At 69.6% G+C, this 13,952-nt stretch carries 15 protein-coding genes and 1 tRNA gene; 10 read left to right on the top strand and 6 right to left on the bottom strand.

What is annotated here, in order from left to right:
* Positions 1 to 19 precede the first annotated feature (19 nt).
* Positions 20 to 895: a carbohydrate ABC transporter permease gene (locus TTH_RS01870; protein WP_011173997.1), complete on the top strand. Its 876-nt coding sequence runs from the start codon at positions 20 to 22 to the stop codon at positions 893 to 895.
* Positions 892 to 1,734 (top strand): carbohydrate ABC transporter permease, encoded by an 843-nt coding sequence (locus TTH_RS01865; protein WP_011173998.1) that lies wholly within the window; start codon positions 892 to 894, stop codon positions 1,732 to 1,734. Before TTH_RS01870 ends, TTH_RS01865 begins: the two co-directional genes overlap by 4 nt.
* Positions 1,735 to 1,752: 18 nt before the next feature.
* Here TTH_RS01865 and TTH_RS01860 read toward each other — a convergent pair whose 3' ends face one another.
* Positions 1,753 to 3,327 carry a phosphoglucomutase gene (locus TTH_RS01860; protein ID WP_011227878.1) on the bottom strand — a complete coding sequence of 525 codons (1,575 nt, stop codon included), beginning with the start codon at positions 3,325 to 3,327 and terminating at the stop codon, positions 1,753 to 1,755.
* A gap of 55 nt (positions 3,328 to 3,382) precedes the next feature.
* Entirely contained in the window at positions 3,383 to 5,209 is a 1,827-nt protein-coding gene (locus TTH_RS01855; RefSeq protein ID WP_011227877.1) for a peptidylprolyl isomerase, read from the bottom strand.
* A 43-nt stretch (positions 5,210 to 5,252) separates the two neighbouring features.
* On the opposite strand from TTH_RS01855, the gene TTH_RS01850 reads away from it, so the two are divergent.
* The 4 genes from TTH_RS01850 (at position 5,253) to TTH_RS01835 (ending at position 7,845) form a co-directional block, all read left to right on the top strand.
* Positions 5,253 to 5,329 (top strand) — tRNA-Arg (locus TTH_RS01850).
* Between the two features lie 101 nt (positions 5,330 to 5,430).
* Positions 5,431 to 6,567, top strand: a complete 1,137-nt coding sequence (locus TTH_RS01845) for an MFS transporter (protein ID WP_011227876.1) — start codon at positions 5,431 to 5,433, stop codon at positions 6,565 to 6,567.
* Entirely contained in the window at positions 6,564 to 7,370 is an 807-nt protein-coding gene (locus tag TTH_RS01840) for a universal stress protein (protein WP_011227875.1), read from the top strand. The genes TTH_RS01845 and TTH_RS01840 overlap by 4 nt, the downstream gene beginning before the upstream one ends.
* 43 nt (positions 7,371 to 7,413) lie before the next feature.
* Positions 7,414 to 7,845 carry a CBS domain-containing protein gene (locus TTH_RS01835; RefSeq protein WP_011174003.1) on the top strand — a complete coding sequence of 144 codons (432 nt, stop codon included), beginning with the start codon at positions 7,414 to 7,416 and terminating at the stop codon, positions 7,843 to 7,845.
* Here TTH_RS01835 and TTH_RS01830 read toward each other — a convergent pair.
* Together TTH_RS01830 and cysK are read right to left on the bottom strand one after the other, a co-directional pair.
* Positions 7,842 to 8,189 carry a phage holin family protein gene (locus TTH_RS01830; RefSeq protein WP_011227874.1) on the bottom strand — a complete coding sequence of 116 codons (348 nt, stop codon included), beginning with the start codon at positions 8,187 to 8,189 and terminating at the stop codon, positions 7,842 to 7,844. The two genes, TTH_RS01835 and TTH_RS01830, sit on opposite strands and share 4 nt — an antisense overlap.
* 12 nt (positions 8,190 to 8,201) lie before the next feature.
* Positions 8,202 to 9,116: a cysteine synthase A gene (cysK, locus tag TTH_RS01825; RefSeq protein ID WP_011227873.1), complete on the bottom strand. Its 915-nt coding sequence runs from the start codon at positions 9,114 to 9,116 to the stop codon at positions 8,202 to 8,204.
* Between the two features lie 108 nt (positions 9,117 to 9,224).
* Between cysK and TTH_RS01820 the strand changes: the two genes are divergently transcribed.
* From TTH_RS01820 to TTH_RS01805, 4 genes are read left to right on the top strand one after another with little or no spacing between them, the layout of a single operon-like run.
* Positions 9,225 to 9,674 carry an FKBP-type peptidyl-prolyl cis-trans isomerase gene (locus TTH_RS01820; protein WP_008634034.1) on the top strand — a complete coding sequence of 150 codons (450 nt, stop codon included), beginning with the start codon at positions 9,225 to 9,227 and terminating at the stop codon, positions 9,672 to 9,674.
* A 57-nt stretch (positions 9,675 to 9,731) separates the two neighbouring features.
* The gene (hemC, locus tag TTH_RS01815; protein WP_011174006.1) at positions 9,732 to 10,637 is read left to right on the top strand and encodes a hydroxymethylbilane synthase; all 906 of its coding nucleotides are present in this window, start codon (positions 9,732 to 9,734) and stop codon (positions 10,635 to 10,637) included.
* A 42-nt stretch (positions 10,638 to 10,679) separates the two neighbouring features.
* A complete protein-coding gene (gene perR, locus TTH_RS01810) occupies positions 10,680 to 11,075 on the top strand; it encodes a manganese-dependent transcriptional regulator PerR (protein ID WP_011174007.1) in 396 nt (131 codons plus the stop codon).
* Positions 11,076 to 12,320 carry a bifunctional folylpolyglutamate synthase/dihydrofolate synthase gene (locus TTH_RS01805; protein ID WP_011227872.1) on the top strand — a complete coding sequence of 415 codons (1,245 nt, stop codon included), beginning with the start codon at positions 11,076 to 11,078 and terminating at the stop codon, positions 12,318 to 12,320.
* A 9-nt stretch (positions 12,321 to 12,329) separates the two neighbouring features.
* On the opposite strand, the gene TTH_RS01800 is transcribed toward TTH_RS01805, so the two are convergent.
* Positions 12,330 to 13,460 carry an aminotransferase class I/II-fold pyridoxal phosphate-dependent enzyme gene (locus TTH_RS01800; RefSeq protein ID WP_011227871.1) on the bottom strand — a complete coding sequence of 377 codons (1,131 nt, stop codon included), beginning with the start codon at positions 13,458 to 13,460 and terminating at the stop codon, positions 12,330 to 12,332.
* Positions 13,453 to 13,947 carry a MogA/MoaB family molybdenum cofactor biosynthesis protein gene (locus TTH_RS01795; RefSeq protein WP_011227870.1) on the bottom strand — a complete coding sequence of 165 codons (495 nt, stop codon included), beginning with the start codon at positions 13,945 to 13,947 and terminating at the stop codon, positions 13,453 to 13,455. Before TTH_RS01795 ends, TTH_RS01800 begins: the two co-directional genes overlap by 8 nt.
* Positions 13,948 to 13,952 lie beyond the last annotated feature (5 nt).

Genomic DNA, 13,952 nt, shown 5'->3' with positions numbered 1-13,952 from the left:
CCGGGTTCACCCCAAGGCCATGCTCACCCTAAGACAGGTCCGTTTAGCCTGGATCCTGGTCCTGCCCACGCTCCTGGTGGTGGTCCTGGTGGCGGGCTACCCCCTGGCCCAGGTCTTCTACTGGTCCTTCTTCAAGGCCGACATCGCCTTCGTGGAGCCCCCGGAGTTCGTGGGCCTGGAGAACTACGCTTACCTCTTCCAGGACCCGGACTTCCGCCAGGCCCTTTGGAACACCCTCAAGTTCACCGTGGTCTCCGTGAGCCTGGAGACGGTTTTGGGCCTGGCCATCGCCCTCATCATCCACTCCAACTTCCGTGGCCGGGGCCTGGTGCGCACCGCCATCCTCATCCCCTGGGCCATCCCCACGGTGGTCTCGGCCAAGATGTGGCAGTGGATGCTGAACGACGTCTACGGCGTCATCAACGTCCTCGGGGTCAAGCTCGGCCTCCTTTCCCAGAAGGTGGCCTTCCTGGCCCGGCCCGAGCTCCTTTTGCCCTCCATCATCGCCGTGGACGTCTGGAAGACCACGCCCTTCATGGCCCTCCTCCTCCTCGCGGGCCTGCAGATGATCCCGGAGGAGCTTTACGAGGCGGCGAGCATTGACGGGGCCTCGAGGTGGCAGCAGTTCTGGAGCATCACCCTGCCCCTCCTCACCCCCGCCTTGGTGGTGGCCCTCATCTTCCGGACCCTGGACGCCCTCCGGGTCTTTGACGTGGTCTTCGTCATGAGCGGCGTGAACCCCGCCACCCGCACCCTGGCCGTCTACAACCGCCAGACCCTGGTGGACTTCCAGGACTTGGGTTACGGCTCCGCCATCAGCGTGGCCATCCTCGTGATCATCTTCGCCTTCGTTCTCCTCTACATGCGCACCGTCGGGAAGGAGGCGTTGAAGTGAGGCGTGCAAGCCGCCTTCTGGGAAGGCTCTTCTTCTACCTCCTCGTGGTCTTCGTGGTCGTCTACAGCGTTTTTCCCTTCTACTGGGCGGTGATCTCCAGCTTCAAGCCCTCGGACGCCCTCTTCTCCCCCGACCCCAGCTTCCTCCCCGTGCCCTTCACCCTGGAGCACTACGAGAACGTTTTCCTTCAGGCCAACTTCGGCCGCAACCTCCTCAACTCCCTCATCGTGGCCGGGGGGGCCACCCTCCTCTCCTTGGTCCTCGGCGTCCTCGCCGCCTACGCCTTGGGGAGGCTTCCCTTCCCGCCCAAAAACGCCGTGATGTACATCGTCCTCTCCATGACCATGTTCCCCCAGATCGCGGTCCTGGGCGGCCTCTTCCTCCTCCTGCGCCAGACGGGGCTTTTCAACACCCACCTCGGCCTCATCCTCACCTACCTCCTCTTCACCCTGCCCTTCACGGTCTGGGTGCTGGTGGGCTACTTCCGCGGGCTTCCTAGGGAGCTGGAGGAGGCGGCCTACGTGGACGGGGCGACGCCCCTCCAGACCCTCCTCAAGGTGATGCTCCCCCTCACGGGGCCCGGCCTCGTCACCACGGGCCTCCTCGCCTTCATCGCCGCCTGGAACGAGTACCTCTTCGCCCTCACCTTCACCGTGGGGGACTCGGTGAAGACCGTGCCCCCCGCCATCGCCAGCTTCGGCGGGGCCACGCCCTTTGAGATCCCTTGGGGCTCCATCATGGCGGCGAGCGTGGTGGTCACGGTGCCCCTGGTGGTCCTCGTCCTCGTCTTCCAGCAAAGGATTGTCGCCGGCCTCACCGCGGGGGCGGTGAAGGGCTAGGGGCCCGAAAGCCGGGGTTCAGGCGAGGGCCTTGTGGAGGAGGGCGGTGGCTTCCTCCAGGACCCTTTCCAGGTGGGCTTCCCCGAGGAAGCTTTCCGCGTAGACCTTGGCCACGTCCTCGGTGCCGCTTGGGCGCACGGCGAACCAGGCGTTGGCCGCCACCACCTTGATCCCGCCCAGAGGCTCCCCGTTGCCCGTGGCCCGGTCCAGGACCTGGAGGACGGGCTCCCCGGCGAGGGTGGAGGGATGGACCTCCTTGGCGGAGAGCCGGGCCAGGCGGGCCTTGGCCTCGGGGGAGACGGGGAGGTCCTTGCGGGCGTAGTAGGGGCGGCCCAGCTTTTCCGCCAGGGCCTCGTAAAGGGCGTCCGGGGCCTGGCCTCGCTTGGCCATGAGCTCGGCGGCGAGGAGGCCCATGAGGATCCCGTCTTTGTCGGTGGAGAAGGGCCTCCCGTCAAAGCGGAGGAAGCTTGCCCCGGCGCTCTCCTCCCCGGCGAAGCCGAGCCACCCCTCGAGGAGCCCCGCCACGAAGTGCTTGAACCCCACGGGGGTCTCGTACACCTCCCGCCCCAGGGCCTGGGCCACCCGGTCCAGGAGGGCGCTGGTCACCGCCGTCTTCCCCACCTTGGCCCCGGGCCAGGACCGGGTGGTGTAGAGGTGGTGGAGGGCGGCGGCCAGGTAGTGGTTGGGGTTCATCAGGCCCCGCGGGGTGACGATCCCGTGGCGGTCGGCGTCGGGGTCGTTGCCGATGGCGAGGTCAAAGCGGTCCTTGAGGGCGAGGAGGCCCGCCATGGCGTAGGGGCTGGAGCAGTCCATGCGGATCTTGCCGTCGTGGTCCTTGGGCATGAAGCGGAAGGTGGGGTCTAGGGTGGGGTTCACCACCTCCAGGGGGAGCCCGTGGGACTCGGCGAGCCGCTCCCACACCCTTAGGCTCGCCCCCCCTAAGGGGTCCACCCCGATCCTAAGGCCCGAGGCCCGGATGGCCTCGAGGTCCACCGCCTCCGCCACCTTTTCCACGTAAAGCCCCGCGTAGTCAAAAGGCTTGGCCCGGGCCAGGGCCTCCCGGAGGGGGAGGCGCTTCACGCCCTTGAGGCCCTCCTGGAGGAGGGCGTTGGCCCTCTCCTCTATGGCCCGGGTGATGCGGGCGTTCGCCGGACCCCCCGTGGGGGGGTTGTACTTGAAGCCGCCGTCCTCCGGGGGGTTGTGGCTCGGGGTGAGGAGGACGCCATCGGCCTTGGCCTCGTGGTGGGCGTTGTGCTCCAGGATGGCCAGGGAGACGAGGGGCGTGGGGGTGTAGTCCCCGTCCGCCTCCACGCGGACCTCTATTCCGTGGGCGGCGAAGACGGAGAGGGCCGTGGCCCAGGCGGGCTCGGAGAGGGCGTGGGTGTCCTTGGCCAGGAAGAGGGGCCCCGTGGCCCCGAAGCTTGGCCGGAGCTCGGCGATGGCCTGGGCGATGGCCAGGACGTGGGCCTCGGTGAAAGTGGCCTTGAGGCTGCTTCCCCGGTGGCCGCTCGTGCCGAAGCGGACCCCCTCCAAGGGGTTTTGGGGGTCTGGGGTCGCCTCGTAGTAGAGGGTGAGGAGCCGGGTGATCTCCATGGGGCCATTGTAAAAGGGCGGGGAAGCCCCCGCCCCTTCTCTCCGGGCCCCAGGGTTAGGGGTTGTTGGCCGGGGCCTCTTCAGGCTGGGGTTGTTCCTGGGAGTTGGGTTGGTCCTGGGAGGGGGTTTTGGGGGTGAGGGCCTGCAGCACCTCGGCCAGCCGGTTCTCGATTTTCGCCTCCTCGCGCAGGGCCTGGATCAGGGCCTGGGCCTTTTCGCTCCGCTTCCGGTTGACCGCTCCCTGCCGGGCCTCCTCGGCCACCTGGGCGAAGCCCTTCAGCTCCTCCGCCTTGCGGTCGGAGATGAGGAGGACGGTGTAGGAGCCGTCTTCCATCTTGATCACCTCGCTCACCTCCCCCAAGGGGCCTTGGGGGAAGGTCTCGGTGATCTTGAAGACCAGGCGGTCCAGGACGGCGGGGAGCTGGTTGGGGTTCACGGTGCCGTAGTCGGTGACCGTGCCTTCTTGGGCCTTGGCCAGGGCCTCGAGGTCCCCGCCCCTAAGGGCCGCGGCCCGGAAGGCCTTGGCCTGGGCTTCCTCCTTGAAGTTCACCCCGATCACCTTGGCGCTCGCGGGCACGGTGAAGAGGGCGGGGTTCTCGCTGTAGAAGGCCCGGGCCTCCTCCTCGCTCGCCGTCACGTCCCGGGTCTCGTAGCGGAGGTAGGCCTCGGCGATCTCCGCCTTGGAGCCGATGAAGGGCTTGCCGCTTTTTCGGGCCGCCTCCACCAGGAGCTCCCGGTCAATGAGGTTCTCCAGGGTCTGGGGAAGGAAGAACTGGACGGCGAGCTCCCCCAGGCCCTGCTGGACCAGGGCCACCGTCTGCTGGTTGGAGAAGACGGGCTGGAGCACCTCGCTGAGGAGGATCTCCTTCTCGTTGACCTTGGCCACGGGCGGGTTCTGGTAGGCGTAGGGGTTGTCCTCGGCGAAGCGGACCTGGGCCTTCTTGCGGAGCTCTTCCAGGTAGGCCTCGAGGACGCCGTTCCCCTTGGCCCTCTCTGCGTCCTGGGCCACCCGGTCCTTGACCTCCTCAAAGGCGGGGAGGGTAGAGGGGAGGTATTCCTCCACCTTCACGATGTAGTACCGGCCTCCTGCGGCGATGGGCCCCACCACGCCCGGCCCCTTCAGGGCGAAGACCGCTTCCCCCACCTCCGTGGGGAAGACCACCTGGGTCACGGGCTTGGGCTCCGCCTCCCCGGGGCCCGCCCCCAAAGCGCCCCCCTGCTCCGCCCCCACCTTGGAGTGCTGGCGGGCCAGGGCGGCGAAGTCCTCCCCGGCCTTGGCCTTGGCGGCGAGCTCCTCGGCGAGGGCCTTGTCGTCCACCACGATCTGGCGGGCCTTCACCCGGGGCTCGGTCCTGTAGTTCTCCTTGAAGACCTCGTAGTAGAACCGCACCTCCTCCTCGGTGGGCTTAGCGCCCGAGCGGATCTGCTCCAGACGCTTCTGGATCTGGAGCTGGGTCTTGACCTCGGCCCTAAGCTGGGCGTCCGTGTAACCCACCTGGTTGAGGAACTGCTCGTAGGCCGCCTTGTCCTTTAGGCCGAACTGCTCCCGGATGCGGTTCACCTCCTGGCGCACCTCGGCGCTGGAGACCCGCACCCGGGCGGCGTCCTGCTTCAGGGCCTCGGTGAGGATGACCTGCTCCAGGAAGTAGGTGTCCACCAAGGTCTTGAGCAGGCCCTCGGGGCTTGCGGCGTAGAGGGGGTCGTTTCCTTGGAGCCGGAGGAGGTCCAGCTCGTAGAGGGCCTTGCCGTTCACCCAAAGGACCGGCTTGCCCCGGGTCTGCTGCGCCGCCTGGGGGGTGAAGAGGAGGATGGCCCCCAGGGCGAAGGCCAGGGCCAGAAGGCCGAAGAGGATGGTGATGGCGCGTTTGCTGAGACCGAACACTTGACTGCCTCCTTTGCGGGTGCTAAAGTAGCTCTTGCTGTATGCGCCCGTAGCTCAGCTGGATAGAGCGTCGGCCTCCGGAGCCGAAGGTCAGAGGTTCGAGTCCTCTCGGGCGCGCCATTTTTCTTTTTTCCCCAAAGCCTTTGGGCATCCGAGCGAGATCCTTGCGCACGAAGGGATTGTAGCACACCTTCCGTGAGAAGCCGTAATAGCATGGGGGGGTGCTGCCCCTCCTTCTCGCCTGGCTCCACACCACCAACGACCTCTTCTCCAACTTCCTCACCCCCCTTCTGCCCAAGCTCATGGACCGCTTCGGGGTCGGCCTAGGGACGGCGGGCCTTCTGGTTTCCGCCTACTCCCTCACGGGGAGCCTCCTTCAGCCCTTCGCCGGCCTGGTGGCCGACCGGGTGGACCGGAGGCTCCTCGCGGCCCTCGGCCCCGTGCTGGTGGCTTTGGGCATGGGTTCCATGGGCCTTTGGCCCCGGTTTGAGGCCCTGCTCTTCGTCCTGGCCCTGGCGGGCGTGGGCTCCGCCCTCTTTCACGCCTCCGGGGCGAGCCTCGTGGGGGAGTACGCCCCCACGGAAAGGAGGGGCTTCTGGCTTTCCTTCTTCGGCTCCGCGGGGAACCTGGGGCTTTCCCTGGGGCCCATCGTGGCCCTGTACGTGGCGGGGCGGTGGGGCCTCGAGGCCCTCTTCTGGCTCACCCCCCTGGTCCTCCTCCCCGCCCTCGTCCTCCTCCGCCTGCCCCCGGTGCGCCGCGCGGGGAGGCCCGCGGGCTTCCGGGACTTCCTGCGCGTCTTCCGGGGGGACGTGGCGCGGCTTTGGGGGATGGCCACCCTGCGGAGCCTGGTCTTCCTCAGCTTCTCCACCACCCTGCCCTACTGGTACGCCACCAAGGGCCTTCCCGACGGGTACACGGCCCTCTCCCTCTCCATTTACAGCCTCTCCGCCACCTTGGGCATCCTCGTCGGCGGGACCTTGTCGGACCGGCTGGGGCGGAAGGCGGTCTTGGTGGGCACCCTCACCCTGGGCCTGCCCCTTTACCTGGGCCTCCTCTTCTTCCCCGCGGAAAACCCTTTGTACCTCCTCCTCCTTGCCGCCACCGGGGCCCTGATGAACGCGGGGATCCCCGTGGCCGTGGCCCTGGCCCAGGAGCTGGAGCCGGGGCAGACGGCCACGGTCTCGGGCCTCCTCATGGGGTTCACCTGGGGCTTCGCCGGCCTCTTCTACGCCCCCATCGGGCGGCTCATTGAGGCCTTCGGGGTCCTGCCGGTGCTCTTGGGCCTCGGGGTGTTGCTCCTGCCCGCCTGGGCCCTGGCCCGGGGGGTGCGGGAGCCTGCCCGTACAATGGGGGTATGAGGATCCTCCTCGCCACCGACGGCTCGCCCCAGGCGCGGGGGGCGGAGGCCTTGGCCGAGTGGCTGGCCTACAAGCTTTCCGCCCCCCTCACGGTCCTCTTCGTGGTGGACACCCGCCTCGCCCGCATCCCGGAGCTTTTGGACTTCGGGGCCCTCACGGTGCCCGTGCCCGTCCTCCGGACCGAGTTGGAGCGGGCCTTGGCCCTTAGGGGGGAGGCGGTGCTGGAGCGGGTGCGGCAGAGCGCCCTGGCGGCGGGGGTGGCGGTGGAGGCGGTCCTGGAGGAGGGCGTGCCCCACGAGGCCATCCTGCGGCGCGCCCGGGCGGCGGACCTCCTGGTCCTGGGGCGGAGCGGGGAGGCCCACGGGGACGGGTTCGGCGGCCTCGGCAGCACGGCGGACCGGGTGCTCCGGGCCTCCCCCGTCCCCGTCCTCCTCGCCCCCGGGGAGCCCGTGGAGCTCGAGGGCGCCCTTTTGGGCTACGACGCCTCGGAGAGCGCCGTCCGGGCCCTGCACGCCCTCGCCCCCCTGGCCCGGGCCTTGGGGCTTGGGGTCCGGGTGGTGAGCGTCCACGAGGACCCGGCCCGGGCGGAGGCCTGGGCCCTCGAGGCCGAGGCCTACCTCCGGGACCACGGGGTGGAGGCGAGCGCCCTCGTCCTGGGGGGGGACGCGGCCGATCACCTTCTCCGCCTCCAGGGCCCCGGGGACCTCCTGGCCCTGGGGGCGCCTGTGCGGCGGCTCGTCTTCGGCAGCACCGCCGAGCGGGTGATCCGCAACGCCCAGGGCCCCGTCCTCACCGCCCGCTAGCCCCGGGGTGGTATACTGTCCCCCAAACGGGAAAGGGGGAGCGATGACGGTTCGCCAGGTGCTCGTGCACAAGGGGGGTGGGGTCCACGCCATCCACCCCGAGGCCACGGTGCTGGACGCCCTGAGGAAGCTCGCGGAGCACGACATCGGGGCCCTCCTCGTCATGGAGGGGGAGCGGCTTCTCGGCATCTTCACCGAGCGGGACTACGCCCGCAAGCTCGTCCTCCTGGGGCGCTTCTCCAAGGACACCAAGGTGCGGGAGGTGATGACCACGGACGTCCCCACCGTGGCCCCCGAGGCCTCCTTGGAGGAGGCCATGCGCCTCATGACCGAGCGCCGCACCCGGCACCTTCCCGTGGTGGAGGGGGAGCGGGTCGTGGGGGTGGTGTCCATCGGGGACCTGGTCAAGGCCATCATCACCCACCAGGGGATGCTCATCGCGGAGCTTTCCCGCTACGTGAGCGAGAACCGCTAGTCCCTCAGGGCCCAGCTGAGCACCAGGCTCACCAGGCTCAGCACCAAGGCCCCCACCAGGGCGGCCCCGAACCCCGTCACCTCCAAGGGGGTGACGGCGGCGACGAGGAAGAGGACGAGGCCGTTCACCACCAGGGTGAAGAGGCCCAGGGTGAGGAGGTTTAAGGGGAGGGTGAGGAAGAGGAGGACGGGGCGCACGAGGGCGTTGGCCAGGCCCCACACCGCCCCCGCCACCAGGTAGTCCAGAAGCCCCGCCCCAGCGCGGAAGTAGACCCCGGGGTAGAGGAGGGTGAGGAACCAGAGGGCCACGGTGTTCAAGAGGAGGCGGGCGAAGAGGCTCCGCATGGCCTGAGGATCCTAGGGCTCGGCGTAAAGGGGGGTGGAGAGGTACTTCCAGCCGCCGTCCGGGCTGATGCAGGCCACCCGTTTCCCGGGGCCGAGCTCCCGGGCCACCTGGAGGGCGGCCCAGACGATCCCCCCCGAGCTCATCCCCAGGAAAAGCCCCTCCTCCCGGGCGAGCCGCCGGGCCAAGGGAAAGGCGTCCTCCTCCCAGACCTGGATCACCCCGTCCAGGAGGGAAAGGTCCAGGTTCTCGGGGATGAAGCCCGGGCCCATGCCCTGGAACCCGTGCTGGCCCATCTTCCCTCCGGAGAGGACGTTGGAGCGGGCGGGCTCCACGGCGATGACCTTCACGTGGGGGATCCTTTCCTTGAGGTAGCGGCCCACCCCCGTGATCGTCCCCCCGGTGCCGGAGCCGTAGACGAAGGCGTCTATGCGGCCCTCCAGGGCCTCGTAGAGCTCGGGCCCCGTGGTCTCGTAGTGGGCCCGGACGTTGGCGGGGTTTTTGAACTGGTCCGGCATGAAGGCCCCGAGCTCCTCCTTGAGCCTTAGCGCCTCCTCCCTCGCCGCGAGCATCCGCCTTTCCGGGTCGGTGAGGACGAGCTCGGCGCCAAAGGCCTTGAGGACCCGCTTCCGCTCCTCGGACATCTGGGCGGGCATGGTGAGGATGAGGCGGTAGCCCCGGCTTGCGGCGATCATGGCGAGGCCGATGCCGGTGTTGCCGCTCGTGGGCTCCACGATGACCTGTCCCGAGCCCGGCCTCAGGATCCCCCGCTCCTCGGCGTCCTTGATCATGTACCAGGCGGGGCGGTCCTTGATGGAGCCCCCAGGGTTCAGCCCTTCCAGCTTGACCCAGACCTCGGCCATATCCGGCTCCACCACCTTGGCGAGGCGGACCACGGGGGTCTTGCCGATGGCGCCCTCCACCCGCATGCCCCCACTATAGCCCTTGGGAAGGGGTTCGGAGGGGTGGGGGTTCCCTCTTGGGCCGAGGTCTGCTACCCTAGGAGGAGCAAGCAAGGCTTGCGAAAGGAACGTGCAATGAAGGTTGGACAGGACAAGGTTGTGACCATCCGCTACACCCTCCAGGTGGAGGGTGAGGTTCTGGACCAGGGGGAGCTTTCCTACCTCCACGGCCACCGCAACCTCATCCCGGGCCTCGAGGAGGCCCTGGAGGGCCGGGAGGAGGGGGAGGCTTTCCAGGCCCACGTCCCCGCCGAGAAGGCCTACGGCCCCCACGACCCCGAGGGGGTCCAGGTGGTGCCCCTCTCCGCCTTCCCCGAGGACGCCGAGGTGGTTCCCGGGGCCCAGTTCTACGCCCAGGACATGGAGGGGAACCCCATGCCCCTCACCGTGGTGGCGGTGGAAGGGGAGGAGGTGACCGTGGACTTCAACCACCCCCTGGCGGGCAAGGACCTGGACTTCCAGGTGGAGGTGGTGAAGGTCCGCGAGGCCACCCCCGAGGAACTCCTGCACGGCCACGCCCACTAAGGGCGCAGAAAGGGCAGGGCCCCGGCCTTCGCCGGGGCTTTTGTAGTATGGGGTGGTATGCGCGTCGTCGTGGTGGGAACCCGGGGGAGCGCCCTGGCCCTGGCCCAGACCCGCTTCGTGGTGGAGAGGCTCAAGGAGACCTGGCCCGAGACGGAGTTCAAGATCCGCACGATTAAGACCCGGGGGGACCAGGGGGCGAGCCCGAGGGAGGAGGCCATCTTCGTCAAGGAGATCCAGGAGGCCCTGCTCTCCCGGGAGATTGACATCGCCGTTCACTCCCTCAAGGACCTGCCCACCGAGTCGCCCCGGGGGCTCAAGATCGCCTCCGTGCCCCGGCGGCAGGACCCCCGGGACGTCTTCCTGGGCAAGGCGGCCAAGCGCCTCAAGGACCTCCCCCCGGGGGCGGTGGTGGGGACGAGCTCCGTGCGCCGCAAGGCCCAGATCCTCGCCCTGAGGCCGGACCTCGTGGTGCGGGACCTCCGGGGCAACGTGGACACCCGGCTCGCCGCTTTGGGCAACGGGGAGTACGACGGCATCGTCCTCGCGGCGGCGGGGCTCATCCGCCTGGACCTCAGGAACCGCATTGACGAGTTCCTGGACCCCGGCGAGGTGCTCCCCGCCCCCGGCCAGGGGGCCTTGGCCCTGGAGGTGCGGGAAGGGGACGACCTGGCCGAGGAGCTCTGCTACGCCCTGCACCACCCCCCCTCCTACCACCGGGTCCGGGCGGAGCGGGCTTTCCTTAGGGGCCTTGGGGCCGGGTGCCTGGCCCCCGTGGGGGCCCTCGCCCACGTGGAGGAGGACGGGACGCTGCGGCTTGAGGGGGTCCTCCTCACCCCGGACGGGAAGAGCTTCATCCGGGCGGAGATTGAGGGGGATGTTTCCGAGGCCGAGGAACTGGGGCTGGACCTGGCCCGGGACGTCCTGGAGCAGGGCGGGCGGGAGATCCTCGCCCAAATCCGATAGGTTTACTGGAGTTTTGCTCCCCCGTGGGGTATAGTGGGGGTGATGGCGCTGAAGCGTCTTACCCGCCAGCGCAAGGCCATCCTCGAGGTGGTGCGGCAGGCCCGGCACCACCCGGACGCCGCCTGGATCTACCAGGAGGTGCGCAAGCGGGTGCCCAAGGTGAGCCTAGGCACCATCTACCGCAACCTCGAGGCCTTGGTGGCCGAAGGCTACCTCGTCCCCATCACCAAGGCGGGGGAGGCCACCCGCTACGACGCCAACCTCCACCCCCACCACCACCTGGTCTGTGAGGCCTGCGGGGCCATCGTGGACCTGGAGGTGGACCTCCCCGACCTCCGCGCCCTCGCCCGGGAGGCCCACCCCGGGGTGGAGGTGCGGGAGGCCGAGGTGACCTTCAAGGGGCTCTGCCCCGCCTGCAAGGCCGCCCTCAAGGGCTAGATGGACCCCCTCTCCTGGCTCTACGCCCGGCAGGGCCGCTTTGCCCCGGGCCTGGAGCGGATCCGGGCCTTCCTCGCCCGCCTTGGCCACCCCGAGGAGGCCTATCCCGTGGCCCTCGTGGGGGGGACGAACGGGAAGGGCACCACCGCCCGGGCCCTCGCCGCCATCCTGGAGGAGGCGGGGTTTAGGGTGGGCCTCTACACCAGCCCCCACCTGGTGGACTTCCGGGAGCGCATCCAGGTCCAGGGAAGGCCGATCCCCGAGGAGAAGCTCCTCGCGCTTTTGGCGGAGCTCCGTCCCCACGCCGAGCGCCTGGAGGCGAGCTTCTTTGAGGTTGCCACCGCCCTCGCCCTCCTCCACTTCGCCCGGGAGGGGGTGGAGTTCGCCGTCCTCGAGGTGGGCCTGGGGGGGCGCCTGGACGCCACCAACGCCACAGAACCCGTCCTCTCCGTGGTCACCAACGTCGGCCACGACCACCTCGAGGTCCTGGGCCCCACCCTGAAGGACGTGGCCCGGGAGAAGGCGGGGATCTTCCGCGGGGGCGTCCCCGCCCTCACCGCCGCCCGGGGGGAGGGGCTTGGGGTCTTGCGGGCCGAGGCCTTGGCCCGCAAGACCCCCTTGTGGGTCCTGGGGGAGGACTTCCACGCCGAGGGGGTGGAGGCCCTGCCCCAGGGCCTCGCCTTCACCCTGCGCCTGGAGAGGACGGGGGAGGCCCTGAGGCTCACCGCCCGCCTCCTCGGCCCCCATCAGGCGGAGAACCTGGCCCTGGCCGCCCTTTCGGGCCGCCTCCTCGGGGCGGGCTGGGAGGCGGTGAAGCGGGGCGTGGCCCGGGCGGAAAACCCGGGGAGGCTCCAGCGGCTTCTTTGGCGGGGGAGGGAGCTCCTTCTGGACGGGGCCCACAACCCGGAGGGGGCCTTGGCCCTGAGGGAGGCCCTACGCTTCCACGGTCTGCTTCCCGCCGCCTTCGTCCTGGGCTTCAGCCGGGACAAGGACCACGCCGCCATGGCCGAGGCCCTGAGGGGCTTGGGCCCCGTGGTCCTCACCCGCTACGCCTCCCCGAGAAGCGAGGACCCCAGGGCCCTCCTTCCCCTCTTCCCGGGGGCCAAGGTGGTGGAGGACCCCCTCGAGGCCCTGGAGGAGGCCTTCTCCCGGGAGGGCCGGGTGGTGGTGGCGGGAAGCCTCTACCTGGTGGGGGAGGTTCTCCGCCGCCTTGAGGGGCTTCCCGCCGAGGAGCGTTGGCAGTAGGCTGGGCGCTTAGTCCAGGGCCTCGCGGATGCGCTTGGCCGCCTCGAGGAGCTCTTCCAGGGGCCGCACCAGGGCGATGCGGACGAACCCTTTTCCTCCAGGGCCAAAGCCCCTTCCCGGGGCCAGGGCCACGCCCCTTTCCACCAACCTGAGGCCGAACTCCAGGTCGTCCACCCCCTCGGGAAGCCGCCCCCAGAGGTACATGGTGGCCCTGGGGGGGAGGAGGCTTAGGACCCCCTTTAGGGCCTCGGCCATCCCCAGGGCCCTTTCCCGGTAGACCCGGGCGTAGCCTCGGACCACCTCCTTAGGGGTCTTCAGGGCCTCCACCCCCATGCGCAGGACCCCGGCGTACTGGTTGAAGTCTATGACCCCCTTCACCCGCTCCAGGCGGGCGAGGGCCTCCTCGCTCCCCAGGGCGAAGCCCAGGCGAAAGCCCGCGAGGTTGTAGCTCTTGGAGAGGGAGAAGAGCTCCACCACCCGCTCCTTGGCCCCGGGGAGGGCCAGGGGGGAGGGGGCCTCTCCCTCGTAGACCTGGTCCACGTAGGGGTTGTCGTGGATGAGCCAGAGGCCGTGCTTCCGGGCCAAGCCCAGGGCCTCCTCAAAGTAGCCCCAGTCGGCCACGGCCCCCGTGGGGTTGTTGGGGTAGTTGAGGAGGAGGACCTTGGCCTCCCGCCACACGCCTTCCGGCACCGCCTTCAGGTCGGCGAGGCCGTCCTCCCTTAGGGGGATGAGGAAGGTCCTCAAGGAGGCCACCCGGGCCGCCCCGAAGTAGCTGGGGTAGGCCACCTCGGGGAGGAGGAGGAGGTCTTCGGGCTCCGTGAGGGCGAGGAGGAGGTGGGCTAAGCCCTCTTGGCTTCCGATGAGGGCCAGGGCCTCCCGCCTGGGGTCCAGGCCCACCCCGTAGCGGCCCTCGTACCAGCGGGCCGCCTCCTCCAGGAAGGGGAGGGTACAGCTCTTCAGGCAGTAGCCGTAGGTGGTGGGGTCGTTCAAGGCCTCGGCGAGGGCCTTCAGGGGGGCCTCGGGGGGCGGGAGGTCGGTGGAGCCGATGGAGAGGTCAATGAGCCCCACGCCCCGTTCCCGGGCCTTCCGCTTGGCCTCGTCCACCACCAGAAAAACCGAGGGCTCCGGCACCCTACTCATGGTGCCCCTCCTTCCAGGGCTTGCCCGTCACCAGGGAGAGGGCGTGGGGCAAAACGGGGAGCACGGCCTCCAAGGACTCCCTCGCCCCCTTGGGGCTTCCCGGGAGGTTCAGGATCAGGGTCCTTCCCCGGACCCCCGCCACTCCTCGGGAGAGGGCGGCCATGGGGGTCTTCCTGAGCCCCACGAGGCGCATGAGCTCGGCGAGGCCCGGGACCTCCCGGTCCAGAAGCTCCCGCGTGGCCTCCGGGGTCCGGTCCCGGGGGGCGAGCCCCGTCCCCCCGTTGGTGAGGATGAGGTCCAGGCCCTCCCGGTCCGCCCAGAGCCTGAGGACCTTCTTGATCATGGGGGGCTCGTCGGGCACGAGCTCGTAGGCCGCCACCTCAAAGGGCCCCCCGGCCAGGACCTCCCGGATGGCCAGGTGGGTGGTGTCCTGCCGCTCGCCGCGGAAACCCTTGTCGGATACGGTGAGGATGCCCACGCGGAACATGGCCC

The organism is Thermus thermophilus HB8, assembly GCF_000091545.1.
GTDB classification, from domain to species: Bacteria; Deinococcota; Deinococci; order Deinococcales; family Thermaceae; genus Thermus; species Thermus thermophilus.
Note: the sequence above shows the minus strand (reverse complement) of the source record. Positions and strands in the feature narration are given on the sequence as shown.

What these genes read in the sequence shown, in the direction of transcription:
- TTH_RS01870 (WP_011173997.1), top strand. Translation starts at nt 20, where the DNA reads ATGCTCACCCTAAGACAGGTCCGTTTAGCCTGGATCCTGGTCCTGCCC.
- TTH_RS01860 (WP_011227878.1), bottom strand. Translation starts at nt 3,327, where the DNA reads ATGGAGATCACCCGGCTCCTCACCCTCTACTACGAGGCGACCCCAGAC.
- TTH_RS01840 (WP_011227875.1), top strand. Translation starts at nt 6,564, where the DNA reads ATGAGGATCCTCCTCGCCACCGACGGCTCGCCCCAGGCGCGGGGGGCG.
- TTH_RS01835 (WP_011174003.1), top strand. Translation starts at nt 7,414, where the DNA reads ATGACGGTTCGCCAGGTGCTCGTGCACAAGGGGGGTGGGGTCCACGCC.
- TTH_RS01830 (WP_011227874.1), bottom strand. Translation starts at nt 8,189, where the DNA reads ATGCGGAGCCTCTTCGCCCGCCTCCTCTTGAACACCGTGGCCCTCTGG.
- cysK (WP_011227873.1), bottom strand. Translation starts at nt 9,116, where the DNA reads ATGCGGGTGGAGGGCGCCATCGGCAAGACCCCCGTGGTCCGCCTCGCC.
- TTH_RS01820 (WP_008634034.1), top strand. Translation starts at nt 9,225, where the DNA reads ATGAAGGTTGGACAGGACAAGGTTGTGACCATCCGCTACACCCTCCAG.
- hemC (WP_011174006.1), top strand. Translation starts at nt 9,732, where the DNA reads ATGCGCGTCGTCGTGGTGGGAACCCGGGGGAGCGCCCTGGCCCTGGCC.
- perR (WP_011174007.1), top strand. Translation starts at nt 10,680, where the DNA reads ATGGCGCTGAAGCGTCTTACCCGCCAGCGCAAGGCCATCCTCGAGGTG.
- TTH_RS01805 (WP_011227872.1), top strand. Translation starts at nt 11,076, where the DNA reads ATGGACCCCCTCTCCTGGCTCTACGCCCGGCAGGGCCGCTTTGCCCCG.
- TTH_RS01800 (WP_011227871.1), bottom strand. Translation starts at nt 13,460, where the DNA reads ATGAGTAGGGTGCCGGAGCCCTCGGTTTTTCTGGTGGTGGACGAGGCC.
- TTH_RS01795 (WP_011227870.1), bottom strand. Translation starts at nt 13,947, where the DNA reads ATGTTCCGCGTGGGCATCCTCACCGTATCCGACAAGGGTTTCCGCGGC.